The organism is Pseudoduganella sp. GW821-FHT05F09, assembly GCF_059419605.1.
Genome location: NZ_JBWKSD010000006.1, coordinates 31,887 through 50,740, shown reverse-complemented (window position 1 = coordinate 50,740; position 18,854 = coordinate 31,887). Strand labels below are relative to the sequence as shown.

Annotated in this window: 20 protein-coding genes; 10 read left to right on the top strand and 10 right to left on the bottom strand. The window is 65.7% G+C overall.

The window, feature by feature from the left end:
- Positions 1 to 178: 178 nt before the first annotated feature.
- From trpS to AC07S4_RS19965, 4 genes are all read left to right on the top strand, one after another.
- Complete coding sequence (gene trpS, locus AC07S4_RS19980; protein ID WP_494988314.1) at positions 179 to 1,219, top strand: tryptophan--tRNA ligase; 1,041 nt, start codon at positions 179 to 181, stop codon at positions 1,217 to 1,219.
- A gap of 10 nt (positions 1,220 to 1,229) precedes the next feature.
- The gene (locus AC07S4_RS19975; protein WP_494988313.1) at positions 1,230 to 1,523 is read left to right on the top strand and encodes a DUF1294 domain-containing protein; all 294 of its coding nucleotides are present in this window, start codon (positions 1,230 to 1,232) and stop codon (positions 1,521 to 1,523) included.
- 4 nt (positions 1,524 to 1,527) lie between these two features.
- Positions 1,528 to 3,084: an ATP-dependent nuclease gene (locus AC07S4_RS19970; protein ID WP_494988312.1), complete on the top strand. Its 1,557-nt coding sequence runs from the start codon at positions 1,528 to 1,530 to the stop codon at positions 3,082 to 3,084.
- A gap of 81 nt (positions 3,085 to 3,165) precedes the next feature.
- A complete protein-coding gene (locus tag AC07S4_RS19965) occupies positions 3,166 to 4,119 on the top strand; it encodes a DMT family transporter (RefSeq protein WP_494988311.1) in 954 nt (317 codons plus the stop codon).
- Between the two features lie 9 nt (positions 4,120 to 4,128).
- Here AC07S4_RS19965 and AC07S4_RS19960 read toward each other — a convergent pair whose 3' ends face one another.
- The 3 genes from AC07S4_RS19960 to AC07S4_RS19950 form a co-directional block, all read right to left on the bottom strand.
- Positions 4,129 to 4,743 (bottom strand): LON peptidase substrate-binding domain-containing protein, encoded by a 615-nt coding sequence (locus tag AC07S4_RS19960; protein ID WP_494988310.1) that lies wholly within the window; start codon positions 4,741 to 4,743, stop codon positions 4,129 to 4,131.
- 156 nt (positions 4,744 to 4,899) lie between these two features.
- Positions 4,900 to 5,193 (bottom strand): H-NS histone family protein, encoded by a 294-nt coding sequence (locus tag AC07S4_RS19955; RefSeq protein WP_494988309.1) that lies wholly within the window; start codon positions 5,191 to 5,193, stop codon positions 4,900 to 4,902.
- A gap of 164 nt (positions 5,194 to 5,357) precedes the next feature.
- Positions 5,358 to 6,500, bottom strand: a complete 1,143-nt coding sequence (locus AC07S4_RS19950; protein WP_494988308.1) for a PepSY-associated TM helix domain-containing protein — start codon at positions 6,498 to 6,500, stop codon at positions 5,358 to 5,360.
- A 134-nt stretch (positions 6,501 to 6,634) separates the two neighbouring features.
- Between AC07S4_RS19950 and AC07S4_RS19945 the strand changes: the two genes are divergently transcribed.
- Positions 6,635 to 7,483: an aldo/keto reductase gene (locus tag AC07S4_RS19945; RefSeq protein ID WP_494988307.1), complete on the top strand. Its 849-nt coding sequence runs from the start codon at positions 6,635 to 6,637 to the stop codon at positions 7,481 to 7,483.
- A gap of 7 nt (positions 7,484 to 7,490) precedes the next feature.
- Here AC07S4_RS19945 and AC07S4_RS19940 read toward each other — a convergent pair whose 3' ends face one another.
- Genes AC07S4_RS19940 through AC07S4_RS19925 form a run of 4 tightly spaced genes read right to left on the bottom strand, consistent with a single transcriptional unit; the run spans position 7,491 to position 13,334 of the window.
- Positions 7,491 to 8,414 (bottom strand): LysR family transcriptional regulator, encoded by a 924-nt coding sequence (locus tag AC07S4_RS19940; RefSeq protein WP_494988306.1) that lies wholly within the window; start codon positions 8,412 to 8,414, stop codon positions 7,491 to 7,493.
- Positions 8,414 to 10,693: a GAF domain-containing protein gene (locus tag AC07S4_RS19935; RefSeq protein ID WP_494988305.1), complete on the bottom strand. Its 2,280-nt coding sequence runs from the start codon at positions 10,691 to 10,693 to the stop codon at positions 8,414 to 8,416. Before AC07S4_RS19935 ends, AC07S4_RS19940 begins: the two co-directional genes overlap by 1 nt.
- Complete coding sequence (locus AC07S4_RS19930; protein WP_494988304.1) at positions 10,690 to 11,142, bottom strand: hypothetical protein; 453 nt, start codon at positions 11,140 to 11,142, stop codon at positions 10,690 to 10,692. Before AC07S4_RS19930 ends, AC07S4_RS19935 begins: the two co-directional genes overlap by 4 nt.
- 47 nt (positions 11,143 to 11,189) lie before the next feature.
- A complete protein-coding gene (locus AC07S4_RS19925) occupies positions 11,190 to 13,334 on the bottom strand; it encodes a TonB-dependent receptor plug domain-containing protein (protein WP_494988303.1) in 2,145 nt (714 codons plus the stop codon).
- Positions 13,335 to 13,498: 164 nt separating this feature from the next.
- Here AC07S4_RS19925 and asd point away from each other — a divergent pair, with 164 nt between their 5' ends.
- On the top strand, positions 13,499 to 14,344 hold the full coding sequence (gene asd, locus AC07S4_RS19920; RefSeq protein ID WP_494988302.1) for an archaetidylserine decarboxylase: 846 nt from the start codon (positions 13,499 to 13,501) through the stop codon (positions 14,342 to 14,344).
- Positions 14,345 to 14,361: 17 nt separating this feature from the next.
- Positions 14,362 to 15,045 carry a thiol:disulfide interchange protein DsbA/DsbL gene (locus AC07S4_RS19915; RefSeq protein ID WP_494988301.1) on the top strand — a complete coding sequence of 228 codons (684 nt, stop codon included), beginning with the start codon at positions 14,362 to 14,364 and terminating at the stop codon, positions 15,043 to 15,045.
- Here AC07S4_RS19915 and AC07S4_RS19910 read toward each other — a convergent pair.
- Entirely contained in the window at positions 15,042 to 15,503 is a 462-nt protein-coding gene (locus tag AC07S4_RS19910; RefSeq protein WP_494988300.1) for a hypothetical protein, read from the bottom strand. The genes AC07S4_RS19915 and AC07S4_RS19910 overlap by 4 nt on opposite strands.
- Before the next feature lie 253 nt (positions 15,504 to 15,756).
- Between AC07S4_RS19910 and AC07S4_RS19905 the strand changes: the two genes are divergently transcribed.
- Positions 15,757 to 16,023: a type II toxin-antitoxin system RelB/DinJ family antitoxin gene (locus AC07S4_RS19905; protein WP_494988299.1), complete on the top strand. Its 267-nt coding sequence runs from the start codon at positions 15,757 to 15,759 to the stop codon at positions 16,021 to 16,023.
- Here AC07S4_RS19905 and AC07S4_RS19900 read toward each other — a convergent pair.
- A complete protein-coding gene (locus AC07S4_RS19900; protein ID WP_494988298.1) occupies positions 16,020 to 16,286 on the bottom strand; it encodes a hypothetical protein in 267 nt (88 codons plus the stop codon). The genes AC07S4_RS19905 and AC07S4_RS19900 overlap by 4 nt on opposite strands.
- Complete coding sequence (locus tag AC07S4_RS19895) at positions 16,286 to 17,188, bottom strand: LysR family transcriptional regulator (protein ID WP_494988297.1); 903 nt, start codon at positions 17,186 to 17,188, stop codon at positions 16,286 to 16,288. Before AC07S4_RS19895 ends, AC07S4_RS19900 begins: the two co-directional genes overlap by 1 nt.
- A gap of 149 nt (positions 17,189 to 17,337) precedes the next feature.
- Here AC07S4_RS19895 and AC07S4_RS19890 point away from each other — a divergent pair, with 149 nt between their 5' ends.
- Together AC07S4_RS19890 and AC07S4_RS19885 are read left to right on the top strand one after the other, a co-directional pair.
- The gene (locus AC07S4_RS19890) at positions 17,338 to 18,384 is read left to right on the top strand and encodes a porin (RefSeq protein WP_494988296.1); all 1,047 of its coding nucleotides are present in this window, start codon (positions 17,338 to 17,340) and stop codon (positions 18,382 to 18,384) included.
- A 9-nt stretch (positions 18,385 to 18,393) separates the two neighbouring features.
- Positions 18,394 to 18,843, top strand: a complete 450-nt coding sequence (locus AC07S4_RS19885; RefSeq protein ID WP_494988295.1) for an acyl-CoA thioesterase — start codon at positions 18,394 to 18,396, stop codon at positions 18,841 to 18,843.
- The last annotated feature ends 11 nt before the right edge of the window (positions 18,844 to 18,854 follow it).

The window sequence follows — 18,854 nt, the reverse complement described above, 5'->3', positions numbered from 1 at the left end:
TGCAACCATACGGGCATGAAATATTTCCAACCACATCGCACCTGCCTGAATTGGTGGCCCCGCTGACCTAGCGCGGCCACTGCACAGTGATGTGAGTACTTAGACAACGCCGCCTTCGCAGGGTGGCGTTTTTCTTGGCGCATCGTGCGGGGGCAACACCAAAGCCCGAGGAACCCGTATGAGCCAGTCCGCAACGCCCGCCACGCCCGCCGCATCCATCCCCGCGTCCGTGATCCTGACCGGCGACCGCCCCACCGGTCCGCTGCACCTGGGCCACTACGTCGGCAGCCTGCGCAACCGCGTGGCCTACCAGCACGACTACCAGCAGTTCATCATGCTGGCCGACTCCCAGGCCCTGACCGACAACATGGAAGACACCGGCAAGGTGCACCGCAACGTGGTCGAAGTGGCGCTGGACTACCTGGCCGTCGGCATCGACCCGGCCAAGTCCACCATCCTGATCCAGTCGCAGATCCCCGAACTGGCCGAGCTGACCTTCTACTACCTGAACATGGTCACCGTGGCGCGCCTGGAGCGCAACCCGACCGTCAAGCAGGAAATCGTGCTGCGCGGCTTCGAGCGCGACATCCCGGCCGGCTTCCTGACCTACCCGGCCAGCCAGGCCGCCGACATCTCGGCCTTCAAGGCCACCCTGGTGCCGGTGGGCGAAGACCAGATCCCCATGATCGAGCAGACCAACGAGATCGTGCGCAAGTTCAACCGCCTGGCCAACCGCGACATCCTGGTCGAGTGCAAGGCCCTGGTGCCGGAAATCGGCCGCCTGCCCGGCATCGACGGCAAGGCCAAGATGAGCAAGTCGCTGGGCAACACCATCAACCTGGGCGCGACGGCCGAGGAAATCACCGCCGCCGTGAAAAAGGTCTACACCGACCCGCTGCACCTGCGCGTGCAGGACCCCGGCCACCTGGAAGGCAACGTCGCCTTCATCTACCTGGACGCCTTCGACCCGGAAAAAGCCGCGCTGGAAGAGATGAAAGCGCATTATGTGCGCGGCGGCCTGGGCGACAGCATTGTCAAGAAGCGCCTGGAAGTGGTGCTGCAGGAAATGCTGGCCCCGATCCGCGCCCGCCGCGAGGAGTTCGCCAAGGACAAGGGCCAGGTCATGCAGATCCTCAAGGAAGGCACGGCCAAGGCGCGCGAAGTGGCAGCCAGGACGGCGGACGAGGTCAAGGCCGCGCTGGGCCTGAGCTACTTCTAAGCCGCCCGCCATGCCGCCCGCCTGGCCGCTGCCGGCCTGCGCCCTGCTGCTGTACGCGGCGGCCAGCGCGGTCTGCTTCGCGGTCTACGCCCTCGACAAGGCCGCCGCCCGCGCCGGCCGGCGGCGCACGCCCGAGCGCACGCTGCTGCTGCTCGGCCTGTGCTGCGGCTGGCCCGGCGCCCTGCTGGCCCAGCAATGGCTGCGCCACAAGACCAGCAAGCGCGCTTTCCAGCTCGCCTTCTGGGCCACCGTCGCGGCCAACCTGGCCGGCCTGGCCGCCCTCGCCTGGCTGCTGCAACGCTGAATCCATGGACGACGCGCGCGCCAGCAAATTCATCCGCCGGGTCGAATACCGGGCCGTCCGCAAGCTGGGGCTGACCCGGGACGGCCTGCAAACCCGCCGCCTGCACCCGAAAACCATCAATATCTTTGCCGGCCCCAACGGCGCGGGCAAATCCACGCTGCTCGACGCCATCGCCATTGCCGGCCACCCCGCCAAAATGGCCAGCCTGCGGCGCAACCAGCCGCCCAGCGGCGTGGCCACCCGCATCCGCCTCATCTTCGCCAACCAGTCCGAACTCTCGCTCGACCTGCGCTATAACACCGGGGTCAACGAGAACGCGGACTTCGCCGCCTCCTACGCGGTGCTGGGCGTCTACACCAGGAACGACGCGGAACCGTGGCGCGGCCCGCGCAAGGTGGGCCAGGACATCGCCCGCGGCGCCGACCTCCAGCCCTTCGCCGAGCGCCTGGCCGACTCCCAGGTGCAGGTGCGCGAAATCGGCCCGGCCGGGGCCGCGCAGATCGCCGGCGCCGCCATCGCCGCCGAGCTCCAGCGCCTGTGCGGCGAACTCACCGGCCTGCAGCCGGGCGGCGCCCAGCCCATCCGCCACGGCCCGGACGGCTACGAACTGACCTTCGCGGACGACCCCATCGCCACCAACACCGTACCGGCCGAGCACATGCCGTCCGGCTGGATGCACCTGGCCGGCCTGCTGGCGCAGTTGCGCCAGGCGCCCGAAGGCAGCATCTGCCTGATCGAAGAGCCGGAAACCCATCTGCACGCCACGCTGCAGCGCACCCTGGCCCGCTGCATGGGCGAGATCGCGGCGCAGCGCACCCTGCAGCTGTTCCTGTCCACGCACTCCAGCGTGCTGCTCAACGACAAGCTCTGGCCCGCCGGCACGGCCTTCTTCAGCATGGACGGCAACGTTGCGCGCGAAACGGCGCTCGGCAGCGCCATGCTGGACCTGCTGGGCGTCAAAGGCAGCGACCTGCTGCAGTCCAACGGCGTGCTCTGGGTCGAAGGGCCGTCCGACCGCCTCTACTTCAACGCCCTGCTGGCCGAACTGCAACTGCAGCAATACGGCGCCGTGCGCTACCGCGAGAACGTGCACTACAGCTTCGGCCTGTTCGGCGGCGCCTGCATCAGCCACTTCAGCGCCGCCGCCGAGGCCGACGTGGACGGCCTGATCAACGTGATCCGCATCAACCGCCACGCCGCCATCGCCATTGACCGCGACGCCGACTTCGGCACCGACGGCTTCGGCAGCCTGTACGCCCTGAACGGCGCCGGGCGCACCAAGCAGCGCCTGCTGGCGGAGATCTACCGCGACGGCCAGGGCGGCAACGCCGCCTACCTGGGCGAGCGCTACACCATCGAATGCTATCTGCCGCCCGCGCTGGCGCGCACATACCTGGACCCGGCGTCCGGCTACAGCAAGGTGCGCAGCGGCGTCACCAAGGTCTGGCTGGCGCGCCACGCGGTGGACACGCCCGGCCTGGCGGCGCTGATGCTGGCCGCCCACGGCGACCTGCGGCAAGGCGTGCAGCGCCTGCTGGCCGCCATCGCCGCCTGGAACTGAACGCCGCGCCGGCGCCGCGCGCTTCCCGCGCCGCCCCATGCTGTGCGACACTGTCGCCCTTGCGAAAAGGAATTCTCAACGATGTGGAATGGTGTACTGTGCGGCCTGCTGGCCGGGGCCATGTGGGGCATGGTGTTTATCGTGCCGGAATTGCTGTCGGCCTTCTCGCCGGTGGAGATGGCGGTGGGCCGCTACGTCGCCTACGGCGCCATCGCGCTGGGGCTGATGCTGCCGCGCCTGGGCTCGCTGTACGCGCGGCTGGACCGGGCCGACTACGCGGCGCTGGTGCGCCATGCGCTGTCGGGCAACATCGTCTACTACATGCTGCTGGCGCTCGGCGTGAAGCTGGCCGGCGTGGCGCCCACCTCGCTGATCATCGGCGTGCTGCCGATCTCGGTCACCCTGATGGGCCGCAAGGACCACGGCGCCCTGCCGCTGCGCCAGCTGGCGCTGCCGCTGCTGGTGGCGGCGGCCGGCATCGCCTGCATCAACGTGGACGTGTTCCTGCACGCCGGCTCGGCCGGCCACCCTGCCTGGCAGACCCTGCTCGGCGTGCTATGCGCCGCCGGCGCGCTGCTGTGCTGGAGCTGGTACACGCTGGACAATGCGCGCTACCTGAAGCGCAATCCGCACTTCAGCAGCGCCGAATGGTCGGCCCTGTACGGCCTGTCGAGCGGCCTGATCGCGCTGCTGATCGGCCTGGCGGCGCTGGCGGTGTGGCATGGCGACGTGCTGGGCGCGGCCGGCAAGGCCAGCGGACGCGACTGGCTGATGTTCTGGATCACCAACACGCTGCTGGCCCTGGGCGCCTCGGTGATCGGCAACCACCTGTGGAATATCGCCAGCCGGCGCGTGCCGGTCACGCTGTCCGGCCAGCTGATTTTGTTCGAGACGCTGTTCGCGCTGCTGTACGGCTTCGTCTACAAGCAGCAGTGGCCGCGTCCGCTGGAAACGGCCGCCATCGTGCTGCTGGCGGCCGGCGTGATGTGGTCGGTGCGCGTGCACGCGCTGGAGGACGAGGTCACCCCACCCTGACGGCCGGCCCTAGTCCAGCAGGCCGCTTTCGCACAGCACGTCCTGCACCAGCTCCAGGCGCAGCACCGGGTTCTGCTCGGCCATCAGGCGCTGCTTGCGGTTGGGCGTCATGCGCAGCAGCTCGCACCAGCGGTTGGCCACCCAGCCGGAATCGTCCAGCTTGTAGGGCGGCAGCAGCGGCATCTGGTTCGACGGCAGCTGGCGTTTTTGCAGCGAACGGATCACCGCCGCCAGCGCGTCGGCCACGTTCTTCTGCTCCTCGGGCACGGGCACGTCCAGGTCCGGCGCCAGCATCTCCACCTCGCCCATCCACAAGCCGTGCTTGAGCTGGGAGGCGGACTGGATGCGGAAGCGCTGGGTGCCGACGCAGGTCAGCTGCAGCAGGCCGGACAGCGGCGAGGTCCAGTCCACGATGCGCGCCATGGTGCCCACCTCGGTCAGCTCCTCGTGCTGCTCGGGGCGCTGGATTTCGCTGCCGGAGGCCAGCGCCACCACGCCGAACTCCTCGGAGCGGGCCAGGCACTTCTTGATCAGGTCGAGATAGCGGACTTCGAATACCTGCAGGGGCAAGTGTCCGTCGGGAAACAGTACTGTATTAAGCGGAAATAACGGTATCGAAGGCATTCCGTCATGATCGCACAATAAGGTCATGCCGCCGAGCAAATTCCAGTGCCTGCGGCGGAAGCTGGCGGGGGTGTGGCAAACGCCCTACGCTGAAATGAAAATATCCGGACCAGCCGGATATTTTTTTGCAACAAAGCAGCTTGCAGGGCCTGAAACTTATTTAATCAGGAACTGCTCTTTGCTTTTGCCTTCCAGCCATTTCGGCGCGCGGCCGCGGCCGGTCCAGCTTTGGCCGGTGGCAGGGTCGCGGTATTTCATTGGAACAGGAGCGCGTGGCTTGCTCACTTTTGCAGGTTTGGCCGTACCAGCCAGATCAGCCAGCGACAGACCATGCTCGCGCATGATGGCGGCGATTTTTTCTTTAGCCGAATTCAGTTCCTCGCGGCGAACGGATTCCGCCAGATTTTGCAGTTCGGCGATTTTTGCCTGGTATTCCTGATAAGTGGTCATGACTCAACTCTTCCTTGATGGTTGATAAGAGACTCCCCAAAAATGCAGCCCCTGTAGAACTCGGTGACATTTTGTGAGAATTCAAGACCGCAATTTACCACAAGAGCGCGGGGATATTCTAGTTAAATGTGAAACCCCCGGCAAACTTGTATCTTCCAAAGTAATTATTTTTTGCGCCGCAGTCGCCAGGTAGTAATACCGGTAATAAAAAACAGGGCCGGCAGCAAGCCCGCCAGCGCCACCAGCCATTTGACGGCGGCGCCGCCCAGCTGGCCCGAATGCAGGGGAAACAGCGCAGCCAGGAAACGGTCGCCGGGCTGGCCGGATAAAGGATCGATGGCTTCCAGGACTTTACCGCTGCGCATATCGATGTAAATACGCAGCGTGCCGGTGCGCTGCCAGTCGTCGGCGCGCACCAGGCGCGCAATGTATAGACCTTTATCGGGCTGGCGGGAAATACCGGCCATGGTGGCGCCGCCGCGCAAATACGGCGCGGCTATTGCCTGCGCTTCGCCCCAGCTAATAGCGGTTTCGTCTTTTTTCAGCGCCGGCATGGCGATACTGCGGCGTTCCGCACCCACGTCGGCAAGCCGCGCCACCATGCCGCTCACCACTTCCGGCAAACCGTTGTAAAAACCCGTCAGCGCCAGCAGCAGCAAAGGCAGCAGCGCCAGCAAACCGACGGAACGGTGCAGATCATAATGGCTGCGGTAAGTACTTTGATTCAATTTAATCCGCAAGGCGCGCCGCCATTGCCATTTTGCCGGCCAGGCCAGATAAAGCCCTATCGCCAACAACAGCGCGATGGCCGCGCCGATATAACCCTGGGCCTGGCGGCCCGATTTACCCTGGAACATATTCAAATGCCAGGTCTGCACCATCGGCATCCAGTATTGCGCGCCCAAGCCGGCGGCGGCCCGGTCGCGGCTGCCCAGCAGCGCGCCGCTGCATGCGTCCAGCATGGCCTCGCCCGTTTCCACGCCCGGCGCCTTGAACATCACGCGCAGGCTGCCGCCCTCGTGGCGTGGCAGGAACACACCGCCCACCTTGGCTTTCGGCCACTGCGCCTGCACCGCCCGCGCGGCCGCGTCCACGCCCAGCGGCGCGGCGCACACGGAGGCGCTATGGAACAGCTGCGGATTCAGCGCTTCGTCGATATCGTGCTCGAAGACCAGCAAGGAGCCGCTCAGGCCCATCAGCACGAACAGCAGGCCCAGCGTCAATCCCGCCCAGCGGTGCAGCCACACGATGGCCGGCTTGAATGAGACGCGGCGCTGGGCCGGAACTGCAGCTGCTGACAGAGACATTTTTTGTGGCATTGATACGGGAATCCGGCATCATAGCATTAGAATGAGAATGGGTCTCAATTACATATTGGCAGCAGCAATTCCCTGCCATAATGGAAATATTTACCGAACCAGCAGCAACTCCGGGGGCGAACATGAAGAACGTGGTTTTATTGTCGGGCCAGGCTGTTCCCGCCCTGGGCCAGGGCACCTGGAATATGGGCGAAGATCCCACCTACCGCGCGCATGAGGTGGCGGCGCTGCAGCTGGGCATGGACCTGGGCATGACCTTGATCGATACGGCTGAAATGTATGCCGACGGCGGCAGCGAGGAAGTGGTGGCCGAGGCCATCGCCGGCCGGCGCGAGCAGGCCTTTTTGGTGAGCAAGGTCTATCCGCACAACGCCACCCGGGCCGGCGTGGTGGCGGCCTGCGAGCGCAGCCTGAAGCGGCTGAAGGTGGAACAGATCGACCTCTACCTGCTGCACTGGCGCGGCTCGGTGCCGCTGGAGGAAACCCTGGCCGGCTTCGCGGCGCTGCGCCAGGCGGGCAAGATAGGCGATTACGGCGTCAGCAATTTCGACCTGGCCGACATGCGCGAGGCGCGCGCGCTGCCGGGCGGCGGCGAAATCGCCGTCAACCAGGTGCTGTACAACCTCGCCAAGCGCGGCATCGAATGGGATCTGCTGCCCTGGTCGCAGCAGCAGCAAGTGCCGCTGATGGCGTATTCGCCGCTGGAGTCGAACCCGCAGGAACAGCGCGCCATGCTGGAAAACCGCAGCCTGCAGGCGGTGGCACGCCGCCACGGCGCCACGCCGGCGCAGATCGCGCTGGCCTGGCTGCTGCGCCAGGACGGCGTGATCGCCATCCCCAAGGCCGCCAATCCGGACCATATCCGCCAGAACCGCGCCGCGCTCGACATCGCCCTCGGGCCGGAGGACCTGGCCGAGCTGGACCAGGGCTATCCCCGCCCCCGCCGCAACAGCCCGCTGGCCATGCGCTGAGCGCCCCCTAAATCGCCGGGCAGCCGCCGGATTTGTATTTGCAGTGGCGCGCCACCACCGCGCGGATGATGCTGACCAGCTGGCAGGCGGCCGGCCCCGGCCGTTCGGTATTGGCGATAATCAGCGACAGCGACAGCTTGCGCTTCTGCCCCACCCGCAGCCGCAGCGGCTGCAGCAGGCCGGAGGCGAGCTGGCTCTGGATCTTGTGCGTGGCCATCCACGCGAAGCCCAGGCCGGCGCACACCATCTCGGTGCGCGTGGCCGGACTGGTGACGGTCCAGCGCTGCGCCGTGTTGAGCCAGCCATAGTCGCGCGTGGACGCCACGCCGCCGTCGCGCACCACGATGTGCAGGTGGCGCTCCAGGTCGTCCTCGTTCAGGTCGCGGCCCAGGCCGTGCAGCGGGTGGCTGGGGTGGGCCACGGCCAGGAATTCGATATCGAGCAGCGCGTCGCCAAGGAAGCCGCTGGGCACATAGTTGGCGATCACCACGTCGGCGCGCTTTTCGCGCAGCACGTCGTCCGAGGCCGACAAGATGGTCTCCTCCAGGTTCACCCGCGTATGGCGCGCCAGCGGCTCGAACTCCTGCAGGATCTGGATCAGCAGCTCGCTGGGGAACAGGCTGTCCACCGCGAAGCGCAGCTCCGACTCCCAGCCCTCGTTCAGGCTGGCCGCCAGCTCCTCCAGCTGGAAGGCGTCGTCCAGCAGCTCGCGCGCCTTGCGCAGCAGGGTTTCGCCGTTGCGCGTGAGCTTGGCGCGCCGGCCGTCGATTTCCAGCAGCTCTATGCCCAGCTGCTCCTGCAGCTTGGCCACCATATAGCTGACCGACGACTGGCTGCGGTGCAGCGCCTCGGCCGCCTGCGCGTAGCCGCCGCATTCCACGATGGCCTGCAGCACCTGCCACTGCTCCAGCGTACTGCGCGGTATCTTCATTATTTGCTTTGCATGATGTAGGTGCCGTCCCAGTCGTCCGGCGGCGGCTCGGCGGCCAAGCGCTGGCAGCGCTCCACATACATGGCGGCCGCCTTGTCGCCCGGATTGAGCGCCAGCACTTCCTCGAACAGCTTGCGCGCCGCCGCCCATTTGCGCTGGCGGTAGTTGATCAGGCCATTGCGGAACAAGCCCATGGCGTCGATCAGGTTGGGATAGCTGTCCTCGCTGTGGTAGTCCAGCACCTCGTAGACCGACACCGGCTTGGTCTTGCCCTGCACCACCACATAGTCCAGCTCGCGCATGCGGTAGGTGCCGCGCAGCGCGCGGTAGGTGAATTCGCTGACCAGGATGTGCGCGCCGTACTGCTTGCAGGCCGACTCCAGCCGCGCGGCCAGGTTCACGCCGTCGCCGATGATGGTGTAGTCCATGCGCTTCTTGGAGCCGATATTGCCCGACACCACCTGGTCCGTGTTCAGGCCGATGCCGATGTCCACCGCCAGCTTGCCGTCGCGCACGCGCAGCTGGTTCCAGGCGCGCAGCTCGCGCATCATGGCGATGGCGGTGCGCAGCGCGCGGTCCGGGTCGTCCTCGTGCGCCACGGGAATGCCGAAGGCGGCCATGATGGCGTCGCCGATGAATTTGTCCAGCATGCCTTCTTCGCGCTGGATGCAGTCCACCATCATGGTGAAGTATTCGTTGAGCAGTGCCACCGTGCCCTGCGCGCCGAGCTGCTCGGTAATGGTGGTGAAGCTGCGCACGTCCGAGAACAGCACCGTGGCGTTGACGTTCTTGCCGCCCAGCATTTCGGCGCCGTTGGCCACCATCTGGTCCGCGATGCCGGGGTCCATATAGCGCGACATGGTGGCCTTGAGCCGCTTTTCGCTGGAGATGTCCTCCAGCATCAGCATCCAGCCGATGCGCTTCTTCTCCACCGACAGCAGCGGCTGCACGTTGAAGTTGACCGAGATGGTGTCCTCGCCCACCATCAGCGGCGCGTCCATCAGGTGGCCGGCGACCTGGTTTTCCTCCACCAGGCGCAGCTTGTCCAGCACCCAGGCGTTGGCGCCGCCGAAGAACTCGGCCGCCGGCCGCCCCAGCAGCTCGGCTGCGGACGCGCGCAGGATGCGCAGGCCGGCCGCGTTGCAGGTGACGATTTTCTCCTGCCCGTCCAGCGTGATCACGCCGCTGGACATGGACTCCAGCATGGCCTCGTTGTAGTTCTTCATCTGCTGCACGTCGGCAAACAGCTTGGCGTTTTCGAGCGCGATGGAAATCTGCGCCGTGAACGCGCGCAGGCGCGACTCGTCCTCGGCGCTGAAGGGGCCGCCGCGCTTGTTGAGCACCTGCGTCACGCCTATGGTCTTGCCGTGCTTGTTGACGATGGGCACGCACAGGATGGAGCGCGTGAAAAAGCCGGTGCGCTTGTCGAAGGCCGGGTTGAAGCGCAGGTCGGCGTAGGCGTAGGGGATGTTGATGGTCTTGCCCGAGCTGAACACGGCGCCCGCGATGCCGGCCGTGTTGGGAAGGCGGATCTGCATCGACTCCAGGCCCTGCCCCACTTCGGACCACAGCTCGCCGGTCTTCTCGTCGTTCAGGAACAGCGTCGAGCGCTCGGCGCTGAGCAGGCGGGTGGCCTCGCCCATCACGCGCTGCAGCAGCGAGCCGAGCTTGATGTCGGCCGTCACTTCGGACACCACGTCAATGAATTCCATCTCCTGGCGCCGCACCTTCTTCATGCTCTCCAGGAAGCGCGCGCTTTGCAGCGCCAGCGTGCCCTGCGTGGTGAGCGCCGCCAGCAGCTCCAGGTCCTTGGGCGTGAAGTGGCCGCGCTGCTTGTTCAGCGTCTGCGACACGCCGATGATCTCGCCCTTGAAGGTGCGGATGGGCACGCACAGGATGTTGCGGGTGACAAAGCCGGTCTGCTCGTCGATGGCACGGTTGAAGCGCGGGTCGGCGTAGGCGTCGGCGATCACCAGCGGCTCGCCGGTGGTGAACACATGGCCGGCAATGCCGGAGGTGTTCAGGAAGCGGATTTCGCGCTGGGTTTCGCCCTGCGCCACGCGCGAGAACAGCTCGTTGGTTTCCGGGTCGTTCAAGAACAGCGTGCCGCGCTCGGCGTCCAGCTCCTCGGTGGTCACTTCCACCAGCGCGGTCAGGATTTCGTCCAGCGTGTCGTAGGCGGCCATGCGGCGCGACACTTCCAGCAGCAGCTCGGCCATGCGCAGGCGGGACTGGGCGCCGGCCTGGGCGCGCGCGCCGCCCTTGGTCATGTCGTTCATGCGGCGTGGCTTTCCAGGGCGAGGCGCAGCGCGCGGATGGTGTCGTGCAGCTGCTGCACCTCGGCGCGCTGGGCGCTGATCTGCTGCTGGTTCAGGCTGGCCTGCTCGGCATGCACGCGCTCCAGCTCGTCTCGCAGCACCGTGACGGTGTCGCGCAGCTGGGCGATTTCGGCGATGGCGCCGGTCAGCGCGGCCTTGACGGCAATGTCGCGCTCGCCATGCGCCTGCTCCAGCGCGTCGCGCAGCGACATCACGGTGGCGCGGATCTGCTGGGTTTCGTTGTGGGCCGCGGCGAGCGCGTCCTGCACCTGGCGCTGGCGGTCGTGCTGGGCCTGCTCGAGCTCGGCGCGCAGCACGACCACGGTGCGCTGCAGGTCGCGCACTTCGGACTGGGCCGCACTCAGGGCGTCCGGCTCGGCAAGGATGGTGTTGGTCGTGCGTAGTGTCATCCCTTTATCATACCACCCGCTCTTGCGGCGGAGAACCGCCCGGCGTCTTACAATTTCCACTCCAGGCCGGCGCGGAACTGGGCCGCGCCCGGCGCCAGCGAGTTGCGGCGCAGGCTGCCGGCGGCGTCGCTGTAGGTGTTTTCCTCCAGATAGTCCTCCGCCAGCGCGCTGACCACGGACAGGCGCAGCGCGTGCCGGGGCGTGAATTTGTGCAGCCAGTACATTTCCAGGTCGCGCTTGACGGTGACGAAACTGCTCTGGGTGGCGCTGATGCGCATGACGCCGCCGCGCTTGAAGACGAAGCTGGCGCCGGCGCTGTCCATCGTGTCGGCCGATTTGTAGTCGAAGCCCAGCGTGGCCGACAGCGGCAGCTGCTGGTTCAGGCGGTTGTACGGCCCCGGCACGGCGTCCACCCGCGACCAGTTGCGGCTGACGCTGGCGCGCAGGTCCAGCGCCTGCGCCGTGTGCATCAGCGCCTTGAGCGGGAATTTGGCCTCCAGCTCCACGCCGCGCGCCACCGCGCTGCCGTCGTTGATGCTGGTCTGCACCCAGCGGCCGTTCTCCAGCAGCAGCGTCTGGCGCGTGTAGTCGGTGATGCGGCGCGCGAAGCCGCTGGCGCTCAGCAAGGCGGTGTCGGCCCAGTAGTGCTCGTAGGACAGGTCCAGGCCCAGCGCCAGTTCCGGCTTCAGGCCGGGGTTGCCCCGGAAATCGGGCGTGGTCTGGGTGTTGTTGTTGGCCAGGAAGCGGCGCGGTATCAGCTGGGTGGTGGCGGGCGCCTTGTAGGTGCGGGTGAGCGCCAGGCGCAGCTGGTCCTTGGTGTCGGGAATTTTCCACAGCGCCTGGAACAGCGGGCTGAACACGCTGCTGCGGTTGCGCACCGGGGCGAAGCCGGTGCCGTCGCTGTCGGTCTCCAGCCCCTCCCAGCGCAGGCCGGCGTAGATCGACAGGCGCGGCGTGTAGTCCCATTCGTCCTGCAGGAACAGCGCCAGGCGGCGCACGTCGGCATTGAAGTCCTCGTCCATATTGGCCGGATGCTTGCCGGCCAGCGCCACTTCGCGCTGGCCCCGGAAATCGTCGCGGCGGCTGTCGGCGCCGTCCCAGCCTGCGGACAGGGCGTGGCCGGTGAACAGCGGCGTGGAATACTTGCCGGTGAAAGTGTAGCCGTGCTCCCGGGACAGGATATCGACCTGGCGGTCCAGGCCAGGCACGCCATGGTTGGCGCCGGTCTGGCGCGTGGCGTTGCGGTTGCGGTTGGCGTTCAGGCCCAGCTTGGTGTCCAGCTTGCCGCCGCCGTCCAGCTTGTGCAGCCAGTTCAGGTCGGTGCGGTAGAAGTCGTTCCGGGTGCGCACAAAGTTGGCCGTGCCGTCGAAGTCCTGCGGCGGGCCGAACACGGTGGCCGTGTCCATGGTGGCCACCACGCGGTAGCGGTTGGTGGCGAGAAAGGACTGCCAGGTCAGCGTGTCGCCGTTGGCCAGGGTCCAGTTCAGGCGCGGCGCCAGGTTGATGTTTTCCACCCGGCCCACCTCGTTGGACTCGGAATCGCGCAGCAGGCTGGCGCGGCCCAGCGGGTCGCCGCCGTGGTCCTGGATCAGCTTAAGCCAGTGGAAGTTCAGGCGGTTGGCCGACAGCACGGCGGAATAGGAGAAATTGCCGTCGCGGTCGGACAGGGTGTAGACCCCGTTGCCCTGCGAGAAATCCTCGCCCTTGCCCGCCAGCGCCTTGATTTCGCGCTGCGCCGTGCGGACCGCCTTTTTCAGCACGATGTTGATGGTGCCCGCAATGGCCTGGGTGCTGAACTCGGCGCTCGCGGCGCGCATGATCTCGACCCGCTCGATGGCGTCCGGCGCCAGCTGGTCCACGGAAAACCCGGCCGGGGCGCGCTCGCCGTTGAGCAGGATTTGCGTGTAGCCGTTGCCCAGGCCGCGCAGGCGGATGTCGGTGCTGCCGCGCCCGCCCGCCACGGTGACGCCCGGCAGGCGCTTGAGCACGTCGGCGATATTGCTGTCGCCGTAGCGCAGGATTTCCTCGCTGTTGACGACGATCTTGCTGGCCGTATCGTCGCGCCGCGCATCGTACTCGGCGCCCGAGGCCTTGACCTCCACCTTCTGCATCGCCTTGCCTTCCTTGGGCGCCTCGGCCGCGCGGGCGCTCCAGGCGGACGCCACCGCGGCGGCAGCGAGCGTTAGTTTCATTGCAGTATGAAAGCGAGGCATGGCGGCGGCGTAAGTTTGCAAAAAAGGCTACAGTTTCCCACAATTGCTTGTTGTTGGGAAATAGTTTGCATCGCCGATTTTCTCCCCACGGCGTCGCGCACCGTTATAATGCGTATTCGTCTATATTGATAGGTGTGATAACTGTGTCCGACCGTCTTGCTGTACTGCCGCAATACCTGCTGCCCAAGGGCGCGCTGACCAATTTCGCGGGCCGCGTGGCCGGCGCGAAGGGCGGCGCCATGACTACCCGTTTGATACGCTGGTTTGTTGGCCGCTATGACGTGAACATGGCCGAGGCGGCCAATCCGGACATCGCCAGCTACCACTCCTTCAACGAGTTCTTCACGCGCGCGCTGCGCCCGGACGCGCGCCCGCTGGCGGACGCCGACTTCATCTGCCCGGTGGACGGCCGCATCAGCCAGTTCGGCGCCATCGAGGACGACCAGATTTTCCAGGCCAAGGGCCACAAGTTCAGCACCACCGCACTGGTGGGCGGCGACAAGGAACTGGCCGCGCAATTCCAGCACGGCAGCTTCGCCAACCTCTATCTGAGCCCGCGCGACTACCACCGCATCCACATGCCCTGCGACGGCAAGCTCACCCGCATGATCTACGTGCCGGGCGAGCTGTTCTCGGTCAACCCGACCACCGCGCGCGGCATTCCCGGCCTGTTCGCCCGCAACGAGCGCGTGGTGTGCGTGTTCGACACCGCCAGCGGCCCCTTCGTCATGACGCTGGTGGGCGCCACCATCGTCGGCAGCATGGCCACCGTGTGGCACGGCGTGGTCAACCCGCCGCGCCATGACAGCGTCAAGGAATGGACCTATGCCGACCAGAACATCGTGCTGAAAAAAGGCGACGAGCTGGGCCGCTTCCTGCTGGGCTCGACCGTCGTCATGCTCTTCCCCAAGGACAAGCTGCACTTCAACGCCAGCTGGCAGCCGGCCGGACCGGTGCGCCTGGGCGAAACCATGGCCAACCTTAAATAAGAATGCTGAAGACGCTGATGATGCTGAAACCTACCGTGATCGCCATGAGCATGGCCGCCGCCGCACTGTTCGCCGCCGGCGGCGCCTCCGCCTCGCCCGCCGTGCCCCGCGACGGCGCCGAATACCGGCTGCTGTCCGCGCCGGTGCAGGTGCAGGCGCAGGGCAAGAAAGTGGAAGTCATCGAGTTCTTCATGTACCACTGTCCGGCCTGCAATATGCTGGAGCCGGGCCTGGCCGCGTGGGTCAAGAAACAAGGCGACGCCATCAACTTCCGCCGCATCCACGTGCCGCACAACGGCGCAGCCGATCCGGAAGCGCACCTGTTCCTGACGCTGGAAGCGCTGAAGCTGGACGAAAGCCTGCACGCCAAGGTGCTCAACACCTGGCACGTGGAGCGCAAGCGCCTGAAGTCGGACGAGGACAATGTCGAGTGGGCCGTGAAGAACGGGCTCGACAAGGCGCAATTCCTGGCCGCCTACAATTCCTTCGGCGTGCAGACGCGCCTGCGCAACCTGGAAAAACTGGTCGGCAGCTACCGCGTGGACGGCACGCCGACGCTGGTCATCAATGGCCGCTACCTGACCTCGCCGTCCATCGTCGCGGAAGGCAACCCCAACATGCCCCGCCAATCGGTCGAAGCCGCCGCCTTCCAGGTCATGGACGCGCTGGTGCTGAAGGCGCAACAGGAGCTGGGCCGCTAGTCGCCCTGGCGGCGGTGCAGCTGGCGGCGCTCAATATATGACGGTCTAGGCTTCGCAGCGTTGTCTTTGCGCCAGGCGCTGGCACGGGTCCAGTATTCATTGACGCTGCGGCGTATCCAGACGTCGCGCCACGCGTTGCGGGGACAGCCAGTGATTGTCATGCACCACTCGCGTGGCGAGACGGCGCTGCCGGCATACATGAGCCTGTCGCCGTCGACCTTGGCGTGGTAGTCGACACCCTTGTAGCGCAGCCGCAGATCCGTGCCGTCGGGAAGGAACAGGTCTTTCCACTGGTAGCCCCTGCCGCCAGGTTTGCCGAGCCGCTCAGCCATCCACTGCTTCACCGCGAACGCAACAATTTCCTCAGGCTGCCGGATATCGCCGCTCCGTTGCAGCGCATAAGCCAGGTCAATATATATGCGCCCCAATAGGCGCTCAGCAAATGTCTCGTTTCGCATAATTTTGTCTCCTTTTGTCTCGCCGCACATAGGTTGGACAGGACATTTAAGGATGGGTTCCTGAAAAAATGGCCTGAAATGCGAGACAAAACGAGACAAAACGAGGCTGAAAGAGACAAACCCTTGCGGCCTAAAACCAAACATACATATCCTCCAAAGCACCGATCCAGACCAGCGGCACGAGCGTAGCCACGACAGGCATCAAGGCGCGCGCTGCTTTGAACTAAACTAAGAGATACATCTGGAGACCGCGATGAGCACTACCACTTCTTCCATCAGCATTCAGGTTGACGCCGACATCAAGCGCCGCGCCAACGAAGCCCTCGCCGATATCGGACTGTCCATGTCCGATGCCATCCGCATTTTCTTGCACCGGGTTGCTGAAGATCAGCAGTTCCCTTGGGAGCTAAAGGTTCCCAATTCAGAAACCCGTCTGGCAATGGAAGAGGCCCGCGCTATTGCAAGCGCAGGTAGCGACATCGCTCCTTCTGCACCGCCAGCCGCAGGCGGACGACACTAGAGCCAAAATTTGAACAGGCCAAAGACCAGCGGCATGGCAACGAGATTGCTTGCCACGCCGAGAACGAAACGCTGCTTCCGCATCAAATAAAGCGACAGGCAAAACGGCGTTCCGACGCCGACCGCCGTTGCCAGCATCAGCGGCCAGAACACCTCGCCGTGTCCTCCGGAGACAGCCATCCCGAAGATGACCGCCATGAAGAGAAAAAAGTAGACTGCGGCGGCGACCAGCAGCCAGAGTATCCATGCAATGGTGGTCTTCATCAGCTAGTCCTGTCGTTGAGCGTTTCCAGCATGTCGAGGAAGACGCGGGTCTTGGCCGGCATCAGGCGGCGGCCCGGGAAGACGGCCCAGCCGGTCACGGTGGGGAAGCTCCATTCGGGCAGCACGCGCACCAGCTGCCCGCTTTCCAGGAAACTCTGCGCGAACAGCTCCGTGCTGGCCGCGATGCCGATGCCGGTGCAGGCCATGCGCACCAGCAGCTCCGGCGAATTGGCGATCATGCGCGCGGGCAGCTCGCGCTCCCATTCCGTTTTGCCGCGCAAGAGCTTCCACCGTATCATGCCGTTCGCCTTGGGCGGCAGGCTCAGAAGGTCATGCTTGTACAGGTCGTCCGGCTGCTCGGGCAGGCCGCGCAAGGTGGTGTAGCCGGGCGAGGCGTACAGCGCCAGCTTGCTGATGGCCACCGCGCGCGCCGCCAGCGTGGAGTCGTCCGGCAGATTGCCCATGCGGATGGCCAGGTCGTAGCCCTCGGCCACCAGGTCCACCCGGCGCGGCGACAAGTCGATCTCCAGCGAGATGGCGGGATACTTTTCCATAAAGCGCGCCATCAGCGCCCCCATGGTGTGGTTGGCGAAGTCGCCCGGCATGGACACGCGCAGCAGGCCGCTCGGCGCCTGCTGCCGGTGCTGCGCCAGCGCGCCGGCAGCCTCCACTTCCTCCGTCACCTTGCGCGCGTGCTCCAGCAGGCTGGCGCCGAATTCGGTCAGCACCAGGCGCCGCGTGGTCCTTTGCAGCAGGCGCTCGCCCAGCTGCGCTTCGAGCAGCGACAGGCGGCGCGACACGGTGGACTTGGGCTGCCCCACCCGCTCCGCCGCCGCGCTGAAACTGCCGCACTCCACTATCCGGGCGAACAGAAGCAAGTCGCCAGGGTCGATATCCGCCATATGAATTCCATGCTGTGTATGCCAGCGCACCTTACCACAACAGGCGCTGTCCAGAAAACAACGAGCCGGATAAATTGATTTACACTTAATATGTTTAAGCTTAAAGTATATTCAGGCCGTCCCCCTTTCAACCAATTAGGAAAAAGAAGATGAAAAAAACCTTGATCGCCATCGCCCTGACCTCCCTGTCCGGCCTGGCCGCAGCGCAAAGCGCCGTCGTGATCTACGGCGCGGTCGACGCCGGCATCGTGCGTGAATCGGGCGGCGTCGCCGGCAATATCACCAAGCTGACGGGCGGCGTGGAAGGCGGCTCCCGCCTCGGCTTCCGTGGCAGCGAGGACCTGGGCGACGGCATGAAGGGCATCTTCGCACTGGAAATGGGCCTGGGCCTGGACACCGGCGTGAGCGGCCAGGGCGGCGTGCTGTTCGGCCGCCAGGCGCTGGTCGGCCTGCAGACCAAGTCCGGCACGGTCACGCTGGGCCGCCAGTACACGCCGCTGTTCATGGCCATGACCTTCATCGATCCCTTCCAGTCCCTGAGCACCGCTGGCTCGGCCGCCAACCTGATGTCGAACGCCGGCATCCGCATGAACAACACCGTGAAGTACGCCATGCCGGACACCAACGGCTTCTCCGGCGAGCTCGCTTACGCTCCGGGCGAAGTGGCGGGCAACAGCGACGCCGGCCGCAACCTGGGCGCGAACTTCGGCTACGCCAACGGCCCGCTCGTCATCAAGGCCGGCTACGCCAACGTCAACAGCATCCCGGCCGGTACCGCTGCGCTGACCAAGGGCCGCACCACCATGCTGGGCGCCACCTACGACTTCGGCGTGGCCAAGGCTGCGCTGGCGTATGCGTCCAACCGGGGCACGGTCAACATCAACAACACCATCAACCCGAACAGCCAGGCCGACTCGCGCGACCTGCTGCTGGGCGTGACGGTGCCATACGGCCTGCACACCTTCCGCGCGTCCATCATCAACAAGAAGGACCGCGCCGGCACCAAGCGCGGCGCCGACCAGTGGGGCGTGGGCTACAGCTACTACCTGTCGCGCCGCACCGACGTCTACCTGGCCTACGCCCGCATCGACAACGACGCCGCCAAGGGCACCACCGGCTTCTACACCGTGGGCAACGCCACCGAAGTCGGCTCGGGCAACCGCGCAGTCAACGCCGGCCTGCGCCACAACTTCTAAGGCTGCGCAATGGACGCCAAACCGGACTACTGTTTCGAACGCGAAGTGCTGGTCCGGTTTGCGCATTGCGACCCGGCCGGCATTGTCTACTTCCCGCAATACCTGGTGCTGTTCAACGGGCACGTGGAGGACTGGTTCAACGAGGGACTGGGCATAGGCTACGCCCACTTCATCGGCGAGCGCCGCTGCGGGCTGCCGATGGTGAAGCTGGACTGCGAGTTCAAGGCGCCGAGCAAGATGGGGGAGCGGCTCACGCTCGGGCTGGAGGTGACGAAGGTCGGCAACAGCTCGATAGCGCTACGCTTGAGCGCCAGCGCGCAGGGACAGTTGCGCGTGCTGTCCAACCAGGTGCTGGTCACAACCTCGCTCGATACCAATAAGTCGATTCCGATTCCCGATGATTTGCGCGGGCAGCTGGAACCTTGCGCTGCGAGTGGCGGGTTACGCGCTCCGGACTAGGCGTCCCCCGC

What these genes read in the sequence shown, in the direction of transcription:
- trpS (WP_494988314.1), top strand. Translation starts at nt 179, where the DNA reads ATGAGCCAGTCCGCAACGCCCGCCACGCCCGCCGCATCCATCCCCGCG.
- AC07S4_RS19975 (WP_494988313.1), top strand. Translation starts at nt 1,230, where the DNA reads ATGCCGCCCGCCTGGCCGCTGCCGGCCTGCGCCCTGCTGCTGTACGCG.
- AC07S4_RS19970 (WP_494988312.1), top strand. Translation starts at nt 1,528, where the DNA reads ATGGACGACGCGCGCGCCAGCAAATTCATCCGCCGGGTCGAATACCGG.
- AC07S4_RS19965 (WP_494988311.1), top strand. Translation starts at nt 3,166, where the DNA reads ATGTGGAATGGTGTACTGTGCGGCCTGCTGGCCGGGGCCATGTGGGGC.
- AC07S4_RS19960 (WP_494988310.1), bottom strand. Translation starts at nt 4,743, where the DNA reads ATGCCTTCGATACCGTTATTTCCGCTTAATACAGTACTGTTTCCCGAC.
- AC07S4_RS19955 (WP_494988309.1), bottom strand. Translation starts at nt 5,193, where the DNA reads ATGACCACTTATCAGGAATACCAGGCAAAAATCGCCGAACTGCAAAAT.
- AC07S4_RS19950 (WP_494988308.1), bottom strand. Translation starts at nt 6,500, where the DNA reads ATGTCTCTGTCAGCAGCTGCAGTTCCGGCCCAGCGCCGCGTCTCATTC.
- AC07S4_RS19945 (WP_494988307.1), top strand. Translation starts at nt 6,635, where the DNA reads ATGAAGAACGTGGTTTTATTGTCGGGCCAGGCTGTTCCCGCCCTGGGC.
- AC07S4_RS19940 (WP_494988306.1), bottom strand. Translation starts at nt 8,414, where the DNA reads ATGAAGATACCGCGCAGTACGCTGGAGCAGTGGCAGGTGCTGCAGGCC.
- AC07S4_RS19935 (WP_494988305.1), bottom strand. Translation starts at nt 10,693, where the DNA reads ATGAACGACATGACCAAGGGCGGCGCGCGCGCCCAGGCCGGCGCCCAG.
- AC07S4_RS19930 (WP_494988304.1), bottom strand. Translation starts at nt 11,142, where the DNA reads ATGACACTACGCACGACCAACACCATCCTTGCCGAGCCGGACGCCCTG.
- AC07S4_RS19925 (WP_494988303.1), bottom strand. Translation starts at nt 13,334, where the DNA reads ATGAAACTAACGCTCGCTGCCGCCGCGGTGGCGTCCGCCTGGAGCGCC.
- AC07S4_RS19915 (WP_494988301.1), top strand. Translation starts at nt 14,362, where the DNA reads ATGATGCTGAAACCTACCGTGATCGCCATGAGCATGGCCGCCGCCGCA.
- AC07S4_RS19910 (WP_494988300.1), bottom strand. Translation starts at nt 15,503, where the DNA reads ATGCGAAACGAGACATTTGCTGAGCGCCTATTGGGGCGCATATATATT.
- AC07S4_RS19905 (WP_494988299.1), top strand. Translation starts at nt 15,757, where the DNA reads ATGAGCACTACCACTTCTTCCATCAGCATTCAGGTTGACGCCGACATC.
- AC07S4_RS19900 (WP_494988298.1), bottom strand. Translation starts at nt 16,286, where the DNA reads ATGAAGACCACCATTGCATGGATACTCTGGCTGCTGGTCGCCGCCGCA.
- AC07S4_RS19895 (WP_494988297.1), bottom strand. Translation starts at nt 17,188, where the DNA reads ATGGCGGATATCGACCCTGGCGACTTGCTTCTGTTCGCCCGGATAGTG.
- AC07S4_RS19890 (WP_494988296.1), top strand. Translation starts at nt 17,338, where the DNA reads ATGAAAAAAACCTTGATCGCCATCGCCCTGACCTCCCTGTCCGGCCTG.
- AC07S4_RS19885 (WP_494988295.1), top strand. Translation starts at nt 18,394, where the DNA reads ATGGACGCCAAACCGGACTACTGTTTCGAACGCGAAGTGCTGGTCCGG.